Annotated in this window: 18 protein-coding genes, 1 tRNA gene and 1 pseudogene; 11 read left to right on the top strand and 9 right to left on the bottom strand. The window is 46.7% G+C overall.

Going from position 1 to position 21,064, the window contains the following annotated elements:
* Positions 1-253: 253 nt before the first annotated feature.
* Together PSE7367_RS08445 and cobO are read left to right on the top strand one after the other, a co-directional pair.
* On the top strand, positions 254-2,440 hold the full coding sequence (locus PSE7367_RS08445; RefSeq protein WP_225882695.1) for a lytic transglycosylase domain-containing protein: 2,187 nt from the start codon (positions 254-256) through the stop codon (positions 2,438-2,440).
* A 320-nt stretch (positions 2,441-2,760) separates the two neighbouring features.
* Complete coding sequence (gene cobO / locus PSE7367_RS08440) at positions 2,761-3,369, top strand: cob(I)yrinic acid a,c-diamide adenosyltransferase (protein WP_015164948.1); 609 nt, start codon at positions 2,761-2,763, stop codon at positions 3,367-3,369.
* 235 nt (positions 3,370-3,604) lie between these two features.
* Here cobO and PSE7367_RS08435 read toward each other — a convergent pair whose 3' ends face one another.
* A complete protein-coding gene (locus PSE7367_RS08435; RefSeq protein ID WP_015164947.1) occupies positions 3,605-4,081 on the bottom strand; it encodes a DUF4079 domain-containing protein in 477 nt (158 codons plus the stop codon).
* A gap of 150 nt (positions 4,082-4,231) precedes the next feature.
* On the opposite strand from PSE7367_RS08435, the gene PSE7367_RS08430 reads away from it, so the two are divergent.
* The 4 genes from PSE7367_RS08430 (at position 4,232) to bchB (ending at position 7,627) form a co-directional block, all read left to right on the top strand.
* Complete coding sequence (locus tag PSE7367_RS08430; protein ID WP_015164946.1) at positions 4,232-4,687, top strand: hypothetical protein; 456 nt, start codon at positions 4,232-4,234, stop codon at positions 4,685-4,687.
* A 4-nt stretch (positions 4,688-4,691) separates the two neighbouring features.
* Positions 4,692-5,114, top strand: a complete 423-nt coding sequence (locus PSE7367_RS08425; protein ID WP_198013455.1) for a type II toxin-antitoxin system VapC family toxin — start codon at positions 4,692-4,694, stop codon at positions 5,112-5,114.
* Between the two features lie 110 nt (positions 5,115-5,224).
* Positions 5,225-5,950, top strand: coding sequence for a pseudouridine synthase (locus PSE7367_RS08420; protein WP_015164944.1), 726 nt, complete (start codon positions 5,225-5,227; stop codon positions 5,948-5,950).
* 150 nt (positions 5,951-6,100) lie between these two features.
* Positions 6,101-7,627 carry a ferredoxin:protochlorophyllide reductase (ATP-dependent) subunit B gene (bchB, locus tag PSE7367_RS08415; RefSeq protein ID WP_015164943.1) on the top strand — a complete coding sequence of 509 codons (1,527 nt, stop codon included), beginning with the start codon at positions 6,101-6,103 and terminating at the stop codon, positions 7,625-7,627.
* A gap of 709 nt (positions 7,628-8,336) precedes the next feature.
* Here the strand turns inward: bchB and istB are convergent.
* Together istB and istA are read right to left on the bottom strand one after the other, a co-directional pair.
* The gene (gene istB / locus PSE7367_RS08410) at positions 8,337-9,014 is read right to left on the bottom strand and encodes an IS21-like element helper ATPase IstB (RefSeq protein WP_041699222.1); all 678 of its coding nucleotides are present in this window, start codon (positions 9,012-9,014) and stop codon (positions 8,337-8,339) included.
* Positions 8,902-10,590 carry an IS21 family transposase gene (istA, locus tag PSE7367_RS21120; RefSeq protein ID WP_015146090.1) on the bottom strand — a complete coding sequence of 563 codons (1,689 nt, stop codon included), beginning with the start codon at positions 10,588-10,590 and terminating at the stop codon, positions 8,902-8,904. The genes istB and istA overlap by 113 nt, the downstream gene beginning before the upstream one ends.
* A gap of 187 nt (positions 10,591-10,777) precedes the next feature.
* Here istA and PSE7367_RS08400 point away from each other — a divergent pair.
* Positions 10,778-11,164: pseudogene (locus PSE7367_RS08400) on the top strand (EamA family transporter); the annotation flags it as partial.
* On the opposite strand, the gene PSE7367_RS21905 reads toward PSE7367_RS08400, so the two are convergent.
* Positions 11,143-12,275 (bottom strand): IS630 family transposase gene (locus PSE7367_RS21905; RefSeq protein WP_156800460.1). Its coding sequence is split into 2 segments (ribosomal slippage): positions 11,143-11,846 and positions 11,846-12,275, totalling 1,134 coding nucleotides; the frame shifts between segments, so codons are not numbered across the junction. The pseudogene PSE7367_RS08400 and the gene PSE7367_RS21905 sit on opposite strands and share 22 nt — an antisense overlap.
* A gap of 102 nt (positions 12,276-12,377) precedes the next feature.
* Here PSE7367_RS21905 and PSE7367_RS08385 point away from each other — a divergent pair.
* Both PSE7367_RS08385 and PSE7367_RS08380 read left to right on the top strand, forming a co-directional pair.
* Positions 12,378-12,893 (top strand): DMT family transporter, encoded by a 516-nt coding sequence (locus PSE7367_RS08385; RefSeq protein WP_198013454.1) that lies wholly within the window; start codon positions 12,378-12,380, stop codon positions 12,891-12,893.
* A gap of 370 nt (positions 12,894-13,263) precedes the next feature.
* Complete coding sequence (locus tag PSE7367_RS08380) at positions 13,264-13,977, top strand: Uma2 family endonuclease (protein WP_015164942.1); 714 nt, start codon at positions 13,264-13,266, stop codon at positions 13,975-13,977.
* Positions 13,978-14,055: 78 nt separating this feature from the next.
* Here the strand turns inward: PSE7367_RS08380 and PSE7367_RS08375 are convergent, their stop codons facing one another.
* The 3 genes from PSE7367_RS08375 to queA form a co-directional block, all read right to left on the bottom strand.
* Positions 14,056-14,532 carry a cupredoxin domain-containing protein gene (locus tag PSE7367_RS08375; protein WP_015164941.1) on the bottom strand — a complete coding sequence of 159 codons (477 nt, stop codon included), beginning with the start codon at positions 14,530-14,532 and terminating at the stop codon, positions 14,056-14,058.
* A gap of 121 nt (positions 14,533-14,653) precedes the next feature.
* Positions 14,654-14,914 carry a BolA family protein gene (locus PSE7367_RS08370; RefSeq protein ID WP_015164940.1) on the bottom strand — a complete coding sequence of 87 codons (261 nt, stop codon included), beginning with the start codon at positions 14,912-14,914 and terminating at the stop codon, positions 14,654-14,656.
* A 130-nt stretch (positions 14,915-15,044) separates the two neighbouring features.
* Positions 15,045-16,115, bottom strand: a complete 1,071-nt coding sequence (queA, locus tag PSE7367_RS08365) for a tRNA preQ1(34) S-adenosylmethionine ribosyltransferase-isomerase QueA (RefSeq protein WP_015164939.1) — start codon at positions 16,113-16,115, stop codon at positions 15,045-15,047.
* 551 nt (positions 16,116-16,666) lie between these two features.
* Here queA and PSE7367_RS08360 point away from each other — a divergent pair.
* Positions 16,667-17,158 carry a peroxiredoxin gene (locus tag PSE7367_RS08360; protein WP_015164938.1) on the top strand — a complete coding sequence of 164 codons (492 nt, stop codon included), beginning with the start codon at positions 16,667-16,669 and terminating at the stop codon, positions 17,156-17,158.
* A gap of 138 nt (positions 17,159-17,296) precedes the next feature.
* Positions 17,297-17,857 (top strand): universal stress protein, encoded by a 561-nt coding sequence (locus PSE7367_RS08355; protein WP_225882694.1) that lies wholly within the window; start codon positions 17,297-17,299, stop codon positions 17,855-17,857.
* 354 nt (positions 17,858-18,211) lie between these two features.
* Here the strand turns inward: PSE7367_RS08355 and PSE7367_RS08350 are convergent.
* Positions 18,212-18,283, bottom strand: a tRNA-Thr gene (locus PSE7367_RS08350).
* Between the two features lie 490 nt (positions 18,284-18,773).
* A complete protein-coding gene (locus PSE7367_RS08345; RefSeq protein WP_015164936.1) occupies positions 18,774-20,573 on the bottom strand; it encodes a phosphodiester glycosidase family protein in 1,800 nt (599 codons plus the stop codon).
* Positions 20,574-21,064 lie beyond the last annotated feature (491 nt).

Here is a 21,064-nt window from a genome sequence, read left to right as displayed (position 1 = left end):
AATTTTGATTGATTTTTAAGCCTTCCCTGAACACCATTAACTAAAACAACAGACACCCCAATCCATCGCAATTTGGGGAAATCTATCAGCTTCGTTTAACTAACAATTCTAAAATTTCAACATATTCCAGCGCACGCAACTATGACATATTGCCAGTGGCATAAACCAGCGAAATAAATCTGCGTATTCTGCCCACCCTAAATAGTATGAATAGTACAAGTAGTTCAAGCAAGCAACGGATTCAATGAAGCATATGATGCAATGGTCTCTTCTTGTCGCCCTCGGTCTAACTGGGGCTGGTGTTGGTGTCCACCATGCCATTACCGGAAATTCAACCAATCCCGAAGCAGATGTTAACCTGGCCGCGATCGCCAAAAACATCAGTACCGAACTAGCTCAACCCAGCGCCTACGACCCCTTAACCAGCCTGACCCTGGCGCAACGCATTTCCCAGTTTCAACAACGCGCCGATGCCCCAGAAGCTTCACTCGATCGTAGTCGTGCCCGTTATGTGCTGGCGAATATTTTCCTAGAAAATGGCAACCCCCAGGAAGCACTATCACTACTGGAAAATCTGGAAGCTGAATATCCGCCCCTCAAAGCATATATTTTGCTGAAGCGAGCAACTGCCCATACTGCAGCCTTTGACCAGGCTAACGCTACAACAGTTTGGAATCAAATTTTAACTGATCATGGCAACCAGGCCGTGGCCGCAGAAGCTCTCGTTGCGCTGGGTCGCTATGACGAAGTGATGACCAGGTTCCCCAATCACCCCAAGGCCAGGGATGTGGCGATCGCTAAGCTCAAGCAAAATCCCAACCAGTTTGAACCAATGATTCTGCTGGCGGTCTATTTCAATGACTATGACCAGATCGTACCGATTTTAAATCGACTCTCTACTGCTTACAAAAGTCGGCTAAATGCAGACTACTGGAGCGCGATCGCGGCAGGCTATTGGAACAACCGTGAATATGGTAAAGCCAGTATTGCCTACAGCTATGCTTCTCCCTCCGCCGTTAATACCTATCGGTTTGGCCGCAGCTTGCATATTTCCGGTAAAAAATGGGAGGCCTACTCAATTTATAACCGGGTGGTGCAGCAATTCCCCAATAGCCCCCAAGCACCCCGCGCCCTGATTCGGATGGCCAAAATTGCCAAGCCCAAAGATGCCCTCACCATTACCGATCGGATCATTGCCAGTTATCCCGACACCGCACCGGAAGCAAAGCTAATCAAGGCGGAATTGTTGCAAAATGAGTTGGGTAGCCCCAAAACCGCCAGCATTGTCCGCAATGCTCTGCTGAGCAAATATGGCCAGAGTGATGCAGCGGCAGAATTACTTTGGAAACTAGCCAATCAGCAAGCCAAAGCTGGCAACTTGACCAAGGCAGTTGAGCTAGTCGATCGAATCAAGACCAGTGCCCCGCATACAGAAATTGCGCCAGAGGCAATTTATTGGTCGGGTAAGTGGCTCACCAAAATGGGTAAGCAAGCCCAAGCCCGTTTAGCCTATGAATTTGTATTGCAGTATCAGCCGGAATCCTATTATGCTTGGCGATCGGCCAATAAGCTGGGCTGGCCAGTGGGTGATTTTCACAATGCCCGCAATCTCAGTTTGCCATTGCAAATCCCGACCCAACGCAGTGTATTGCCCACCGGATCGGTCACACTCAAGGAATTGCATCTGCTGGCTCAGGATCAAGATGCGATCGCCCAGTGGCAGTTTGAAACACGCGGCAAGGAATTAACCACCGTCGATCAAATGTTTACCGATGGGGTGTTACGGGTAGCTATAAATGATAATTTGGAGGGCATTTTCCAGCTCGATAGCTTTGATTGGATTGATGTTAGTGCGGCCGAGCAACAGCGGATCAATACGCTCAAAGAGCATCCCGCTTTCTGGTATACCCTCTACCCATTTCCCTATTGGGATAGTGTGACTAACTGGTCAGCGCAGCGGCAACTCTCCCCAACCCTGGTTTTGGGTCTCATCCGGCAAGAATCCCGGTTCGAGTCGCAAATTCGCTCTAGTGCAGGTGCCACTGGATTGATGCAGGTGATGCCGGACACTGGCGCTTGGATCGCTGGCAAAACTGGGATTACCAGCTACTCGCTCTCTAATCCAGAAGACAATATCAAAATGGGCACCTGGTATCTGGACTACACCCACCGCGAGTATGGCAATAACTCAATGCTGGCGGTGGCTAGCTATAATGCGGGGCCAGGAGCAGTGGCCAGATGGGTAAACCAACGCAGCCTCAGCGATCCCGATGTGTTTGTGCAGCAGATTCCCTACAGCGAAACGCGGGGTTATGTGGTGAAGGTGTTTGGTAACTACTGGAATTATTTGCGCCTCTATTCACCAGCAGTGCAACAGCGGCTAGTCCAGTTGGAGCAACAGAACACCCAGGTTTCTACAGTGCCTAGTCCTGAGAATTAAAATTTGCTCATCATTGATCTTTCGATCGCCAATATCAACGATGTTTGCGTAGCAGCCGTTTGAACATCCTGATTGAGCCTGATTTAGGTAAATATTGGCAACTCCTAGCTTGTTATTGAGATGGGTTGCTTGAGAAGCCTATTACTTCTTTAGCGCTCTCTTTGCTCGGCTTAACATTGCTTGATCGTGTTTTGTCGCTAATATTCATTACCTCAATCTGCAGCAACGACATATTTATCGCAACAGCGATCGCCCACAAGCCATAATTAAAGAACTTAAACATCGATAACATCAATGCAATCTTTAATCAGGCTATAAAAATGAGTGAAATTACCGCCGCAGAACATCGCCGTAAAATGCAACGCCGCCAGGAAGTGCAGGCCAAGCGACTGGCAGAAAAACAGCTAGAAAAAGGCTTGATTATTGTCAACACTGGCGATGGCAAGGGCAAAACCACCGCTGCATTGGGGATGGTGCTGCGATCGCTGGGGCATGGTTATCATGTGGCGATCGTGCAATTTATTAAAGGTGCATGGCAACCGGGCGAAAAGGCAATTTTAGAAATGTTTGGCGATCGGCTCACCTTTCAGGCCATGGGCGAAGGCTTCACCTGGGAAACCCAAGACCGCGATCGTGATATCGCCAAAGCCAAAGAAGCATGGCAAACGGCGTTGGAATTAATTAAGAACCCAGAGATTAAGTTGGTTTTGCTGGATGAGATTAACATCTCGCTGAAGCTGGGCTATTTACAGGTAGAGGATGTGATCGCTGGGCTGAAGCAAAAGTCGGCCGATAATCACGTGATCCTAACTGGTCGTGGTGCTCCCGCTGAGCTGATCGAATACGCTGATCTGGTTACCGAGATGAAACTAATTAAGCATCCATTCCGCGAGCAAGGTGTAAAAGCACAGGCCGGAATCGAGTTTTAATTTTTTTGATGGATAACTTGTCCTATCACCCAATCGCATTAGTCTAAGATCGCCCATCCAGTCCATTAAGCCAGATGATGCGGCAAACCTGCTAACCAAATAGACTAAGTATATTGAAACTCTGCAAACAAGATAATCATGACTGTGATGCGATCGCCGCTGACTAGTGCAAACCTAGCAAGTAGCGATCGCTTTTTTATGCAAATTTATCGCAATCAAGTTTAGATTGCTAAGTTTAGATCGCCAAACCCAGCTTTAAGCCCAACGCCGCATGAATCAAAAGCAAAGCTAAAATACCACTGCCCACATAGGCATGGGTAGTACGCAGCGCTACCTTATCGCCAAAGAATCCCGTGTAAGAAATTAAGGCATTGATCGCCAGCAGGATTAATACAGCAGAACCAGTCCAGAAATGCGGGCTTTCCAACAGCGGCTGATCTTGCACCACCAGGGAAATCAGGCCACCACTGTAGCCCAATGCCAGAAAGATCGACATCAAAGGCGCAACCTTACGATGATCGGCACGGCTTTTTGCTTCCACTTCCACATCACTGGTTAGCCTGGCTTTCCATCCCGCAATCCCCGCAAAGCTGCCCATTGCCAAAATTACGATCGACATGAAAAAAGGATGTCCCCAGTGGTTTACCACTTCAGGGGTGCCAAGCTGATTAACCTGGTCGGCGATCGGTTGAATTATTTGTCTGATGTCCATAAGTTGTGTTGCGATCGAAGAGATAGATTATTGCAGTACATCATGCATATTATTAATAAGCTTGAAGATATGTAAAGCGTAGAAATACCTTTAACTGCCTCTGGGGGTATAAGCTAGAATATTTCTGTTGAATAGTTGAAAGGAGTAGTCATGGTTAATACTGAATCTCAGGCTAACAATCCAACTAAAGAGACGACTGCCAAGAAATCAGATTCAGCCCTTATCCTAACCATTGAAGGGGAAGAGTTCACCTTAGAAGAGCTAAAAAATATTTCTACAGAAAAAATTGATGCTCTCAAAAAAACAATTAATCAAATTTCAAAAATTATCAACAAGGAGGATAGCTTAGTTGGTTCAATGACCAGGGCAGAACTCAAGGAATTGATTGCCCAAACGGTACGCGAAGTTGTTCAGCAGGAAAATTCCAGTAATTCCTATTGGGCAAAGATTGAGCAAATAAAATCACAGGAATATGTGCCGAGTGCCAAGCCAATTTCACAGATAGCGGCTGAGCTATTTGCTAAAGTTCCAGAGGAAGAATGGGCAGAAGTACCTGAAGATGCTTCAAGAGTTGATGAGTATTTATATGGTCATTCTGCTGATTAGGTGAATGATGAAAGCTGTTTTTGCGGATACGGGATATTGGATCGCGCTGTCTAACATCAAAGATGACTTGCATCAGAAAGCTTTAGAGGTTGAGCACAAATTGATTGCCGCAAGTGCGATTATCTTTACTAGTGAAATGATCTTGACAGAATACCTAAATCATTTTCCTAAAGGCGGTACTCATATCCGTAGGCAAGCGGTCAATTTCATATCTGCAATGGATCAGCATCCTAACGTTACAGTAATTCCACAGGATAGCAATTTGTTTGGTAGAGCATTGCAACTTTATGGCGAAAGAGATGATCAAGGATGCAGCTTAACTGACTGTAGTTGTTTCATAATTATGCGAGATCATCAAATTAGCGAAGCTTTGACCCATGATAAAGACTTCGAAGCAGAAGGTTTTAGAGCTTTACTACGCGAATAAACTGTAATATTTGATATGCTCTAGAGCTCTAATGGCAATATCGATGCATATGCTTGTGCCAACTGCTTGAATATTATTCACAACTTAAATTAGTCAATAACCCCAACATCATGGCAGAGCGACTGCAAAAAATAATTTCCCAATATGGGATCGCCTCACGCCGACAGGCCGAACAAATGATTCTGGATGGACAAGTGCGGCTCAATGGCGCAGTGGTAGACGAATTGGGCACGAAAGCCGATCCAAATAGCGATCGAATCGAAGTTAATGGCAAGCTGCTGCGGGGCGATCGTCAACCTGATCAGGTTTATCTATTGCTCAATAAACCGCGCGGATTTATTTGCACCCGCAGCGATCCCAAAGGGCGTAGAACCGTGATGGATTTGTTACCAAAGAATTTCCATCATCTCTATCCCGTAGGTCGGCTGGACTACGATAGCAGTGGTGCAATATTGCTCACCAACGATGGCGATCTGGCTAATCGATTGTTGCATCCGCGCCATCACGTGATCAAAACCTATATGGTTTGGGTGCGGGGCAATCCCAGTCATGAGAAATTGGCGAAATGGCGGCAGGGTGTAATGCTCGACGGCAAGCCTACTTTGCCGGCCAAGGTAAAAGTTATTGCCAATGAAGCTGGTAACAGCAAGATTAAGCTGGAAATCAAAGAAGGGCGCAATCGCCAGATCCGGCGAGTGGCTGAGCATTTGGGGTTGGAGGTGTTGGAATTGCGGCGGGTGGGGATCGCTAACCTGACACTTAAGGATATTGCCCCTGGTCGCTATCGCTTGCTGAATGCCCAGGAGGTTGAGCAACTTTACGCTGATACGAACTAACTGAGCCAATGTAAAGAACTAGAAATATATACCGATCGCTAGAAGTCAAAAAGTAAACATTGGTTAAGAGGCCACGCACATCACCGCAAACCCCCTTAGGCTAGGTAGCAGAAGTAAAGCTACGCAACGAGCAAATAAACGCAAAAGCCTATGAAGTTAGCATATTGGATGTATGCTGGGCCTGCCCACATCGGCACCCTTCGCATCGCCAGTTCGTTTAAAAACGTCCATGCGATCATGCATGCGCCCCTGGGTGATGACTATTTTAATGTGATGCGCTCCATGCTAGAGCGAGAACGCGATTTTACGCCCGTGACCACCAGCGTCGTCGATCGCCATGTCTTGGCCGGTGGATCAGGTGAAAAAGTGGTCAACAACATTACCCGTAAGGACAGAGAAGACAAGCCAGATCTGATTGTGCTCACCCCTACATGCACCTCCAGCATCCTGCAAGAGGATTTGGAAAACTTCGTCGAGCAGGCTAGCCTTGATTCTAAAAGCGATGTAATGCTGGCAGATGTGAATCATTACCGCGTCAATGAATTACAAGCCGCCGATCGTACCTTGCAGCAAATTATCAAGTTCTATATTAAGAAAGCCCGCAAGCACGGCAACCTGCCAGCAGGAAAGACCGCCAAACCCTCGGTTAATATTATCGGCATGACTACCCTGGGCTTCCACAATCAACACGATTGCACTGAGCTGAAGAAGCTAATGGGAGAATTGGGGATCGAAGTGAATCTGGTGATTCCCCAGGGCGCTCATGTGGAAACATTGAAGGATTTGCCCAAGGCCTGGTTTAATCTGGTGCCCTACCGGGAAGTGGGCTTGATGACGGCGGAATATTTAAAAACTGAATTTGACATGCCCTACGTGGACATTACGCCAATGGGTGTGGTGGAGACAGCACGCTGCATTCGGGCGATCGGTCAGATCCTCAATGACATGGGTCAAGAAGTCGATTATGAAGACTACATCACTAACCAAACCCTCTATGTTTCCGAGGCGGCCTGGTTCTCTCGATCGATCGATTGCCAGAACCTAACCGGCAAGAAAGCGGTTGTCTTTGGTGACAGCACCCACGCCGCCGCAATGACCAAAGTCCTGGCCAGGGAAATGGGCATTCATGTGGTTTGGGCTGGCACCTACTGCAAATATGATGAAGAATGGTTCCGCCGCGAAGTCAGTGAATATTGCGATGAGATTTTGGTCACGGAGAATCATGGCGACATTGGTGATGCGATCGCCAAGACAGAACCAGCCGCGATCTTTGGCACCCAGATGGAACGCCATGTGGGCAAACGCCTGAACATTCCTTGTGGGGTAATTGCGGCGCCGATTCATATCCAAAATTTCCCGATCGGCTATAAGCCATTCCTGGGTTATGAGGGCACAAACCAGGTGGCAGATCTTGTCTATAACTCATTCACCCTGGGCATGGAAGATCATCTGTTGGAAATTTTTGGCGGCCATGATACCAAGGAAGTAATCCATAAGGGGATCTCGGCAGATTCAGATATGGATTGGGATCGAGAGGCCAAAGAACTGCTCCAGAAGGTGCCTGGGTTTGTGCGCGGTAAGGTGAAGCGCAACACTGAAAAGTTTGCCCGCGATCGCAAGATTGCCTTGATCACCCTGGAGGTGTTTTACGCCGCCAAAGAAGCAGTAGGCGCTTAATGCTTGCTTGGCTAGCTGCTTAGATTTGAGATTATTGAAATTAATTAATAATTTACGGCGATCGCCCTGGGAAATAAACCTGGTGGCGATCGTTTTTTGACCAAATCTTTAACAATATGGATACCTAACCGCAATTATTCATGAGGAACCAACAAAAGCCTCAAAACATATACTATGAGACAAATACAGCGATTTGGCTAAAAAGCAGTCTGTTCTTTGAAATTTACTCAATATCAACTCAATATCAGGGTTAAAGCAATTGATGCATAATTCGGGCTAGCCAGACAAGAACTATGTTCTAAGGTATTGCCAGTGAATCGCAAGATGCGATCGATAACCCCAACTTAACTGTCATTCAACCTCTTGTATGAGTCTCGGCTGAAAGATTTACTAGACTTCTGACCTAAATGCTCACATATGGTTAGAGCTTAGGATTAGCATAGAGCTGCTCGGTAAGGGCTTCTGCTTCAGCCACTATATATATGACATATATATGACAAGTTTATTCACCGACTTGAAGGGGGAATTAGCAGCCCTGACCGCTGCCTTTATTTGGGCTGTTAAATGTCAATTACCAATTTCGACGGCGTCAATTACTTGGCAAATAGCGGATGTAAATGACGTGTGCAAATGACAACTAAAACTAAGCTGAAAGGAACTGCATATGTTGAACCTCAAGGAGCAGTAAGATTCGGATTGATAGCGATTATTATTTTTGCGAGCGCTCAACAGCGTTGCGTTTACGGAAACTATCAGCATGAATTTCAACAATGAGAGCATGATGAATGAGGCGGTCAACGGCAGCAACAGTCATCATGTCATCGGCAAAGATGTGATCCCATTGCGAGAAAGGCTGATTAGCAGTAATGATGAGGCTTTTGCGTTCATAACGATGAGCAATCAGCTCAAACAGGACGGAAGTTTCAGCCTCAGATTTTTTGACATAGCCAAGATCATCAATAATGAGTAAATCAAAGCGGTCAAGTTTGGCAAGGATAGAGGCAAGCTGAAGTTGTAGTTTGGCTTGCTGTAGATGTTGTAGCAAAGCATAGGCCGAGAAGAACTTAACCCGTTTGCCCATTTCAATCATCGAGCGCCCGAGCGCAGCAGCAAGATGAGTTTTACCGACCCCGGAAGGTCCAAATAGCAAGCAGTTTTCGGCCCTATCCAACCAGGCCGTATCTTGTGCCAGTTGGATCAGTGGCGCTGATTTGAAACTAGGGCAATGTTCAAAATCGAAAGAGGTAAAGCTTTTACCAGTAGGTAATTTAGCCTCAGCGAGAGCTCGTTTGATCCGATTCTGTTGGCGATAATCCAGTTCCAATTCGCACAGAGCGAGCAAGAACCGGTCGTAAGCCCAATGCTGTTGGGTGGCCTTCTGCTCGATAGTCTGCCAATGTTGGAGCATGTGCGAGAGTCGTAGCTGTTTGAGTATCAGGCTCAGAGTATTGTTCGGGTTTGGTTTCGAGGAGTTGGTCATAGGCTGAAAGCGAATGTTGTTGTACGTTTAGTTGAGGTACGCTCAATTGCTGCTGGGGTAGTAGGAACTGTTGCTGTAGAGCCTTCAGGCTGAGAGTGCCCTGCTGCAGTTGGGTTTCAAGATAGTCGGCCACTGTAGTTTCTCTATCGTGCTTGGCAGCAATATAGAGGGCTTCAACCATGATGCGCGCTGCATTATCGATTTCAAAATCAGCCTGTAACCTCTGCCACAGCTGCCGCCATTGTTGATTAGGCAATAGGTCTTGCTGCCAGGTGCAGTAAATAAAGGCACGGGGTTTACGCCTGAGGCTATCAATTACATGGCGGTAGTTAATACAGCGAGCACGGCGGATTTTGGCTGACCCATGTACTCGCAAACGGGGTAGTTCCACCACTTGTTGCTGCCCCAAATAACCGACCAGGCGGTTGTGATAGATATGAATATTCAGCTGCCTGCCAATCAGTCTTGATGGCACCGTGTAAAGAATGCAGCGCACCGAAATGGTGCTGTGGCAGGTCACCCGCACCGTCAATTCTTCGTAATCGGCACAGCGATATCTCGGTAGTGGTTGTAGGGTTACTTTTTCCTCGGCAAACTTGGCGCTGCATTTACAATTGAGCTTGGCAACCACCTGCTCGATAAATTCTTGATATGCACTCACTGACTCAAACTCAAAGCTGCCACGCAAATACAGAGCTTGGCGCAACCGGCGCTTGAAATGTCCATGGGGAGATTCGATGGAGCCATTTTCATGAGCCACGCCTGGGTTATTGCGACTTGGACTCATGCCATAGTGTTCACATAGCTCGGCATAGAATTGGGTTAGTGGTTTATGCCGTTTGCCCGCCATATTCCGATAGGCAGCACTCAAATTATCGGTGCGATGCTGCTTTGGTACACCACCACAGGCATGCAGCGCATTCTGTAATCCTTCAGACAAGCCGATAAAGCTCTCGCCACCCTCGATTACCTGCACATATTGCCAGCCACTGTAGGCCAGACGGTAGTGGTACAGCAGGTGCTCATATTGTTTCCCTTTGATGGTAACTTCCACCTGTTTGAGCTCGGTAAAATCTGATAGACCCATTTCGCCGGGCTGATGGCGGATCTCAAACATTACCTCCTGCGGTTTGCCATGGATACTTTTCCATACCTGCACTCGCCTTTGTAAGGTACGCAATTGTTGCTCATATTGGCCTGGATAATGCTCGGCTAGATATTCATACAATGTCATCGCCTCTAGACGAGGCTCACGTCGAAGCATTGGCTCTAGCTCTTCCTCCCACACTCCTGATAGCGGATCTCGGCGGGTGCGCCAATCTCGCTCACCTTTACTCTTGGGCTGGTGTTTGCCTTGCTCAATACGGCTGCCGCTACGGACTGATATGCCGGCAATCTCGGCTGACTCATTTTGATTGCAGCCGACCTCTCGTGCTTTCTTGTACACTTGCACTTGATATTGTTTTATATATTGACCTGACACTGCTGACGTTCCACTTTCCTGTTTGAACGTCTTTAGTGTCTTTCTTTTTCCCGTTTTGATCTCTTTTTTTCTAGTTGACGCCTACCTCCACTTGCGATCTCATATCCTTGCTGGCGATCATCTTTTTATGCCAAGTAATCGTCATCCAGACGCCAAGGTAATTGTCGCCTAACATTGGGCTGCCGTATCGATCGTCTATGTGCGCATGGGCAGGCAAATTAGCCCCTTGGCGCTCAACTTGAGTAAGGGGATCGTAGCGATCGTTTGCTTAGTGATCACCATTTTGCTAATAGACCCGGTACAAGTAACTTTGAGCGAACTAGCTGCAATGACCAGTACCACACCCAAGCCGATCTGGTTATTGTTGACTAGCGGCATCGTAGGGATTGGCATTGGTGATACGGCCTACTTTGCCGCCCTCAATCAAATAGGGGCTAGACGCACAATTATGTTAGAAGCCCTAGCGCCTCCCCTGACTGCAGTGCTGGCAACGTTATTTCTGCGCGAGCGACTGGGTGGACTAGACTGGCTAGCGATCTTGCTAGTGGATTGTCAGCTTTCAATTTGTGGGTAAAGTCGCTTAAGGCGAATACGAGCATCTGCAGTTGTGAATTGCCAATCTACCGACTTCTGCAAATGATTACGCTCAATGAACCAAGCTGATGTTTCTTGTTCAAGAGTTTCTCGATCTGGGATCCGTCGATCCAGACATTGTCGGGTTAGTGCAGACAGCTCGATTTCGGCAATATTTAGCCAACTTCCATGTTTGGGCGTATGGTGAATTTCTAGCCGTTCGACCAACCGACGCGCAGTGGACGGAGCAAAGGCCTGATAGAGCGAGGCAAGTTTGTGAATGTTCAAATTGTCACATACCAAAATGACAGTCTCGCAATCGGCGTAGTCTTGTTCAAGTAAGCGTTGAATTTCGATCGCCCAATCAACTGAGGTTCTGCGTTCACTCACAACTGCTTTACGCCAACCGGCCAAAGGTTCTGTAAACAAGAAAATATTAGCGGTGCCATTGCGCTCATATTCATAATCTACCAACTCTGGTTGTCCTGATTTAGCCGGCAATGGAATGCGTGTTTGTTTAACCAATTGCACCGGTTTTTCATCCATGCAAATTACCGGATGCTTAGAATCATAGGGTTGGTGATAAATCTCTAGTACATCTTCCATATGAGCAACAAAATCGGCATTTTGCTCAGGTGGAATCACATACTGTTGACGTAGATGTGGTTTCAGTTCGTTTTTTTCAGCACTTGTCGCACGGTCTCGTGACAAATAGCTGGTACAATTTCTAACTCCACCGCTTTATCAGCAAGCAATCGCAATGTCCAGCGAGCATGACCAGCAGGTGGTTCGCTACAACGTAAGGCTATTAGCTTTGCCTCCGACTCTCCATCACATACGTGTGGTCGTGGCGCACTTTGGCGAGGTTTGCGTGCCAAGGCCGACTCTAAACCTCCTTCAATCAATCGTTGACGCAGGTTGGCTACTGTATTGCGATGGCAACTAAAGGTGGCGGCGGCTTCCGCATCTGTCCAGTTCTGGCCATTTATATCGATATTTAACAGAATGTTGGCATGTTTGATTTTATAGGCGGCGGCCTTACCAGTAGACACAAGATTTTGCAGCTCTTCGCGCTCTTCCTTGCTCAAACGGACGATATAGCGTTTAGGCATAATATACTGCTCGGATAACATAGGTATAGTTTATCCATCTTTCCCTTAACTCACAAACCCAAGATTGACAGAACACTAGTGGTGGTTGGGGTAACCTGGGTGGTGAGTGAACGTTTACCAAAAAGGATAATCAATCCAACTAATCTAGCTCCAGACCAGACTAAAGACCCATCCCAAGGCCAGATTTGGCGGGGGCTTGTTTTTGGCTTAATTGCTGTATTTGGACAGGCGATCGGTGCGGTGATGTCACGCGCGGCGCTAACCCAGGCGGAGATTTCTCCTTTGTGGAGTGCTTTACTTCGGCTAGGGGCAGGTACATTGATGCTGTGGTTAATGCTGATGGTGCAAAGACAGGTGCGCAAATGGCTGAGCATGATTACTAAACCCAGCACTCTGGGCTTGATTTTTGTTGCGGCTTTTTTCAGTACCTATCTGGGCATTTGGCTACAACAAACTGCTTTAAAGTACGCCGCCGCAGGTATTGCTCAGACTCTGGGGGCAACCAGCCCCATTTTTATTTTGCCGATCGTGGCGATGTTGGGGGAAAAGATCAGTGGCCGGGCTTTATTTGGCGCAATGGTGGCGATCGTGGGGATCACCTTGCTGTTTATTTACTAATCTAGGATTCGACAAAGAAAATTATGAAGGGCTGCGATCGTTTGCTAATGGATGCTAGGTCGACGCTTATCCAGCGAAATTAAATTGGTGGACTACTAGGATCTGAATTAGGACTAGTGGATTGTCAGATTTCAATTTATGAGTATATTCAGACCGCAAGGCGCTAATCACAATGTGTTAGTCATGAGCTACCCATATATTTAGTTTTGACAGAACACTAGGACTAGTTGAACATCCATCAATGTGCAACACCAGATTAATGGCCGTGGATACATGTGTTGGCTACCCAATCTTTGAGTAAAAAAACAATTTGATAAAATATTACTAAACCAGAGTCCGAAAATTGCTTTAAGCCAGCTTTGAGGTGAGTATGATTATTCGTAGTGCTGCCAAAAATTTTGCTTTGATGGTGCAACCGCTTGAAAATGGCGATCGCCTGACCAGGGAGCAATTTGAATATCGTTATGAAATGATGCCTGAGCTTAAAAAAGCGGAATTAATTGAAGGAATTGTACATATGGCCTCACCATTACGTGCTACAGCTCATGGCAGACCCCATGCCAGGATCATGACTTGGCTAGGCACATATCAAGCTGCTACACCAGGAATCGATTGTTTTGATAATGCCACCGTGAGGCTAGACGCAGATAATGAACCCCAACCCGATGCCCTGTTAAGAATTGAGCAAGGCGGTCAATCGCAAATTAGTGCCGATGATTACATTGAAGGGGCACCAGAATTAATTGTAGAAATTGCTGCTAGTAGTGTTTCGATCGATCTTCATGCCAAGCTCAACGTCTATCGTCGTAACCAGGTGCAAGAATACTTGGTCTGGCGGGTCTATGATGGGGCGATCGATTGGTTTCGGTTGCATCGGGGCAGATATGAGCAATTAGCAATCGCGGCTGACCAGGCAGAAGGGATGATTTGCTCAGCGGTATTCCCTGGCCTCTGGCTTGATTCGATCGCGCTTTTGGCTGGGGATATGGCTAAGGTGTTGATCGCTTTGCAACAGGGACTTGCTACAACCGAGCATCAAGCATTTACGCAGCAATTGGCTCAAAGAGCAGAACAAGTGCAGTAGAGCAGCAAGTTGCGATCGCCTCTAATTAGTCCTTTTAGTTCTTTTTAGTTCTTTGGCAAACCTTGAAAATTGAGAAAATTAGTTAATCACCACTTTACCAACCATTCCCGCTTCAGTATGTCCGGCTACGGTACATTTGAGATCGTCAAAATTACCAGCCTTAACTGGCACAAACCACCATTCCGCAGTGCCCTGGGGCAATAATTCAATCTCGCGCACCACGCCTTTCACTTCGGCGATCTTTTTACCTGCGGCATCATCTACCTGTACCTTGCGAGTGTAGATCGCCCTGGCAAACTTCTCAGACGAGAAATAATGCTTCAGATCGCTGGGATTAGTGATCACCAACTTATAGAGCTTGCCAGTTTCGAGGTTAATCTTGTCGGGATAAAAGTGCAACTCATTGTCAGTGTTGCTCAGTTGCACATTGAGCGTAACTGGCTGCTGACGGGTGAGATCGCCTGAAGCATAGGTGGGTGTAGCAAAGCTGAAGAGGGCAAACATTACGATCGCGGCGATCGCTAAATGGTTGATTAATTGTTTGAGCTGGTTCATCTGACTTAACTTAATGGGTAGGAATAGAAGCAAAGATTTTTTAAGCCAAGGAATCCTGCGTTGGCCTTACTTCTGCGACCAAGTATGATTACCTATGCGGAACTATGCGGAACCACCAAAATTATTGCAATTGCACCGACATCGATTGCCACTGGGTTGGGGTATAGGTTTTTAGTTGCATTGCATGTACCATACCGCTGTCCAGATGTTCTTTGATTGCATCATTAACCAGGCGATGTTGCTTAATCATGGTTAGCCCTTCAAATTGGGGGGCAACCACGATCGCGGCAAAGTGCTGACCATCGCGGTTGGGATCTTGAACATTGGCACTAGCACCGGGTAGGGCTTGTTCGATCAGGGCTTGGATTGCTTCTGGAGACATAGTAATAAAGGTTTCGTTTAAAGATTAAGGTTTGATTTTGTAGCTCTAAGCTATTTGAGGTATGGGGACTATTTAAACCCTTTTCGATCTTTTATATCTTACATATCTTACTGAGCATAACGATGATTTCTCAAGTATCGGTTAGGGGTGTGGAGTTATGCGATCGCCAAATTAGCATAGCATCGCCAAAGGAATAGAAGCGATAGCCCTGAGTAATCGCCCGCGCATAGGCATCCAGCAAAAACTGCCGACCATCTTCGCCCAGAAACGAGGCCACCAGCATCAGCAAACTGGACTTGGGCAAATGAAAATTAGTGATCAATCCATCTAGTACCTGCCATTCATAGCCAGGATAGATCATCAAATTGGTTTTGCCGCGATAGGGCTTGAACTTACTGCTTTCCAGCGATCGCGCCACCGTAGTTCCTATGCCAATTACCCGACCACCATTGGCCTTGGTTGCCTTGATTTTAGCGATCGCCGCCTCATTCACCTCTAGCCATTCACTGTGGATCTCGTGCTGGGTAATGTCTTCGGTTTCCACGGGTCGAAACGTACCAATCCCCACATGCAAAGTAATCTGGGTTTGAGCTACGCCAAGATCGCTGAGTTGTTGCAATAATTCTGGCGTGAAATGCAAACCAGCCGTAGGTGCAGCGATCGCGCCAGGGGTTTTGGCATAGATGGTTTGGTATTGATCGGCGGTGGCCTGTGATGCTGTGACATAGGGCGGGAAAGGCACTTGCCCCAAATTGGCGATCGCCTGATCAAGAGAATCAATCCCCTTTAAATAAAATTGCAGCTTGCGCCCCCTGGTTTCCGGGTCATAGTCCACCACTTCGGCGCTGAGTTGCTCGGAAAAAATAATTTTGCTACCCAGCTTGAACCGCTTACCGGGCTTGACCAATGCTGTCCAGCAATTTGCCGCCGCCAATGGTTCGGTCAACAGGATTTCTACTGCCGTGCCTGTTTCTTTGTGGCCATAGAGCCGCGCCGGAATCACTTTGGTGTTATTCAGCACCAGTAAATCCCCTGGTTGCAAAAATTGGGGCAGTTCAAAAAAATGCCGATCGCTAATCTGGCGCTGCACATCAATGCACATCAGGCGCGATCGATCCCTCGGTACACAGGGATTTTGGGCAATGAACTCTGGGGGTAGTTCATAGTCGTAGCTGCTAAGGCGATGGTCGATCGATGACATTGATATATTGATATTTACTTATGGTCGAGCCTGACTTTATAAGTATTTTGCACTAGATCCAGACACTTTTATTCTCTCTTAAAGGTGATGCCCAACTATCCCAATCAGATGACGACTAAGTATATTGACCTGCTGTAGCATTGCAACATAGAAAAATTGATTACCCCTAAACCATTCTCAAATCCCGCTTTGGGCAGTTTCTCAGCCGAGTTCTAACCAGAATGCGATCGGGTAAAAGTATTGTTCAAAATGCTTGTAATCTTTGATCTTTGAGATTAATTGAGCTTAGTTAATCAAGCATATTGCTAATGACCAGGTTCTAATTGAGATCTCTGTTTTGCGATTAGTAATGTGAGCCAGGGTTGAATCGATAGACAAACAATGTTTTTTACCAGTTTTCTCCAGGCATTGAGATTTAGCAAGAAATATCTCTTAGTAGCTGCTTAACTGCTTAGCTTAATTCAACTCAGGCTAGCTAAGGCAATCAGCTCAAAACAGAAAGATATACAAAGGAATTATTAAAGGACTTATTAAAAGAGAGGATATTAATTATGGCAATTTCGATCGGCGATCGGGCTCCAGATTTTACACTCGTTTCCCAAACTGGTGAGCGTTTTAATCTGGGTGACTTACTTGGTCAAAAAAGTATTGTTTTGTATTTTTACCCCAAGGATAATACCCCTGGTTGTACCAAGGAATCCTGCGCATTTAGAGATCGCTACGATGTTTTTCAGGCGGCAGGTGCAGAAGTAATTGGCATTAGCGCTGACTCGGCTCAGTCCCATCAGCAGTTTGCTGGTAAATATGATCTGCCTTTTACCTTGTTGAGTGATCCTGACAATCACGTCAGAAATTTATTTGGCGTGCCCAAAACTATGTGGGTTTTGCCAGGGCGGGTTACCTATGTAATCGATCGCAATGGCGTGGTCAAGCATATCTATGACTCAATGCTAGATTTCCAAGCCCATGTCGATCAGGCTCTGGACACGATTAAATCCTTGGAAGCAGCTCCCGCTAACACAGGCGATCGCGTTACTGCCTAAATTTGGGGTTCTATGTACTTTAGTGCAAATTTATTAATTTTTAGTAGATATTCCTGCGGATCTTAGCCACAAACCTTAACAGCAAGAGACAATATAATTAGAGCTAGTTAGTTGTTTCACATAAGATTGATGGGGGTCATGGCTATGTTTAATAAAATCCTGGTAGCGATCGATATGTCAGCAAATGGCGATCGAGTATTTGCCGCAGCGCTAGATTTGGCCAAGCTGAATCAAGCCGATATGATGCTGCTTCATGTGTTGTCCTTAGAAGAAGAAGGCGCACCGGATTTAATCGCTGTATCTGAGTTGGGCTACTATCCAGGCATTTTGCCACCCGATGCCAATGGCGATCGGTTCCGTCAGCAGTGGAAGTCCTATGAAGACAGATGCTTGGAAAGTCTACATTTTTATACTGACCAATCTAGTGCTGTTGGGGTCAAAACTGAATTTACCCAGGCTTCCGGTAGTCCTGGCCGCGCGATCTGCAAATTGGCGCAAACCTGGGCAGCGGATTTGATCGTGGTAGGCAGACGTGGGCATTCTGGCTTGAGTGAATTGATTTTGGGCAGTGTTAGTAACTATGTGTTGCACCATGCGCCTTGTTCGGTACTCACAATCCAATCGAAGGCCGCTAAGCCCAATAATGGTCAGGCTCAAAGCCCAGAGACAAAAGAGACCAAGGAAGTTAAAAAAGCTTAGCTAGGCTTCGCCATATTTGGCTACAAAATTTTGCCTACCAAATCAGCTCAATCTACAGCAGGTAGGGTGCTTGCCCTGTCAATTTAAAGTTCTCAAATATAGCAGTTTGCATATGGGTAGCGTATCAATTATGCCGTAGGTACAACGATCGACAGGGTATTTATACTTCAGTAAATCGAAAATCGCTATATTGTCTGGTACGGCGCAGCCTGCTTTTATGTTTGATTGAATTAATTTGGTCAAGCAGGAAAAATGTGACTATGGCGTAAAGAAAGTAAGCTCAGGGGCATATTGCCGATCGATCGCTTCTTCTGATCTGGTGGGCTTACATTGATTGGCCATTAATTAGTTTAAAGCTGGTGACAAGATTCGAACTTGCGACCGGCGGTTTACAAAACCGCTGCTCTACCACTGAGCTACACCAGCATGATGCTTAGTTAAATTAATTTTAAAATTAATTCGGTTTTCTAGATTACTACACCAGGGGTCAAAATGTATATGCCCAGAGAAAGACCCGTAAAGTTGAGCCAGCATTAAGCCGGTTAAGTTCCGTAAGCACTGGGGCTAAACGAATCAACAAAGTGACAATCTTGAAAATTAAGATCAGTATTACTCGACCAATTTAAATATGAGGGCTCGCAATCCAGACAGAGTAACTACTACCCGACCACGGTAATTATGATGGCTTTCAATCGAGCAAGACAGATGTCTAGAGCGCCAGTTGACCATCAAATCCTATGTGGTGGACTACTACTAGATGCAAGTCAGCAATCATCATCATTTTCGGGGTTGATTAGTAGCTATTTTAGCAAAGTTGACAGCAAGATCCTGCGGCTATTTTGATCGATGCCGATCGCTAATCATTCTCTTTTCTGGAACAAACTATAGTATTTTATTAGAACTCATTTTATTAGAACTAGAACTCATTCTTTGATTGCACTGGCTGGACAAATACACCAATGCCATTATGAATTGGTGCGATTCGATCGGGGGCACGATTGAGCATATTCCCGCCCAGATATATGCTGGTAGAACCGCCACCATCTAGATTCAAAGCATCTACCGCACCCATTTGCTGCAAAATTTTGGCAGTTTGGGCCAGGCTAGGCAGTTTGCCATCGCCGGAAGCTTCGATCGTAGCCAGGATCAATTTGCCCGACTCACCAGTGGTGGCGATCGCACTGCGGGATGCACCCTGGGTATCAAAGGGGGGGCGAAATTGTTCCAGCTTAGCGTTGAGCACTGGCTTCCCATTTTTGAGCAGCAATGGCCCAGCCCCGATCACATGGGCGTAATTGGTAAAGGTATTGGGACTAATGATTGTTCTGCCCCGCAGTTGGGTGCCAGTGGCCAATTCAGTCGCCAGATCCGCTGATTTGCGGGCCACCAGTAAATAGCCATTGCGGGGAATTGCAATTTTGCTCTCGCCAGCCTTGGCCGCCTGAAACTGAGATGTAACCCGATCGCCGGTAACAATAATCAACACTTCATTATCGGTCAGGGTGGTGTAGGTTTCGCCCCAGTTGGCCGTATATCGAGCTACGCCCTGTTGCACATAGCCACTATTGAGATGGGAAAGTTTAATTGTTTTCTGATTAGAGGTGGTGAGTTCTTCGGCAAATTCGAGCCGATCCATCAAAACCGAGCCATCATCATTCCAAGCCACCACGCCACGTTGCAAAACTGGGCCAGCCATCCATTGATGGTTATATTTAATCGGGCTGACTGGCAGCTTACGATCGCGGTTAAAAAAGCCACCGTTGATCGCTGCGGTTGCCTGCCACTGCTGCGCCATTGTTTTCAGGGTGCTGGTGCCAAACATACCGCTAGGACTGCTCCAAATTGGCCGCATATTTACGCCCGGCTGGCTGAGATCGACCAGGAGCGAAGTAACTGTAAAATCCAGGGTTTGCGGATCTTGCTCCGATTTCACATTGGGATTTGGCAAGGCTACAATTTGCCGCCGATGACGTAGCCCGGTTGCCCAAACAATGTTTTGCTCGGTGGGTGGGCGATCGCGGCGAATATCCACCACAATCCGTTCTGGATCACTGAGGGTTTCCACCACAGCCTCAGCGGGTTCAGTGGTGCGAATCCGTAGGATCGTTTGTTTGTTACGGCTTTGAATGCTCAGTGCTTCGACCAAGTTGCCCTTTGTGGTATCCACTTCGGTCAGCAGACTGGGTAAGGCTTCAGCCGCAATAATCAGATTAATCGTGTTTTCCTGCTGTTGCACCTGCCAGGGAGTGCGATTGTTCAGATCAATCACGACCCGATCGCCCCACTCTTGCTTGCCCCGCCGGATCGCTTGCAAGTTCACATCTGGTGTAAAAATATTCAAGGTACTGCCATCGATTTCGGTGCGCCATTGGCCACCAAATTGATCGATGCTGAGGTAGCGCTGTTGGATTGGCCGATCGAAGGCTACTTCAGTGAAAAATGGCACCGAGAACCACTTAACCCGCTGTTCATCGGCGCGATTGGAGTCGAGCAACTCTAGCCCCAAAGCGCCATCAAGCCAGTTTTCCTGCACAAAGATTTGTTGTTGGCCATCTTCCAGCCGCCTGATCCATTTCCCATTCCACGGTTGGCCATTGAGTCGGATTTGGCTACCCTCCTGCTGCAGCGGTACACTGATAGCGCTTTCAACACCACAGGTAACAGCGATCGCAACACTTGCCAGAACGGCAAAAACTCGATTTCGATAAGCTTTCATGGTTGATGGATTCCGGTTGATGGGGCTGGTTTAGATAACCTAGTTTTGGATTTAGCCTCAGATCTCAGATATTAACGATTGGCTCAATCTGAGTGAGAGCAAATTAGCTAATTATTTAATATCAATATTTAATATCAATATTCAATATATTCAATATTCACTAACTGTTTCTGGCGATTGCTTAGCAAAGACAATCAGGACGATCGCACTGAATCTTGGATTGACTCCATATATTTCAGTAACTGTGGCAATCATAGTTAGTTGGCAGCAATTCTAACCCAAAGTTCCTAATCTGGTAATTTTTCGTAATTGGGTTTTAAGACTCTGCGGTTGACGGCAGGTAATTGTAATTGTTCCTTAATAACAAACTTGCCGCCAAATAATCACCCTCTATCTAAGGTAGGAAATAGTCTTCAATCTGACCCACCCGGTTGATCGACCCATTACATATGCCCCAACTCAGGCTAGACTAGAGGAAAAGCTGGTGGCCG

The sequence above is a fragment of the Pseudanabaena sp. PCC 7367 genome (assembly GCF_000317065.1).
Classification (GTDB): domain Bacteria; phylum Cyanobacteriota; class Cyanobacteriia; order Pseudanabaenales; family Pseudanabaenaceae; genus Thalassoporum; species Thalassoporum mexicanum.
This window is presented reverse-complemented; position numbering and strand designations above follow the sequence as displayed.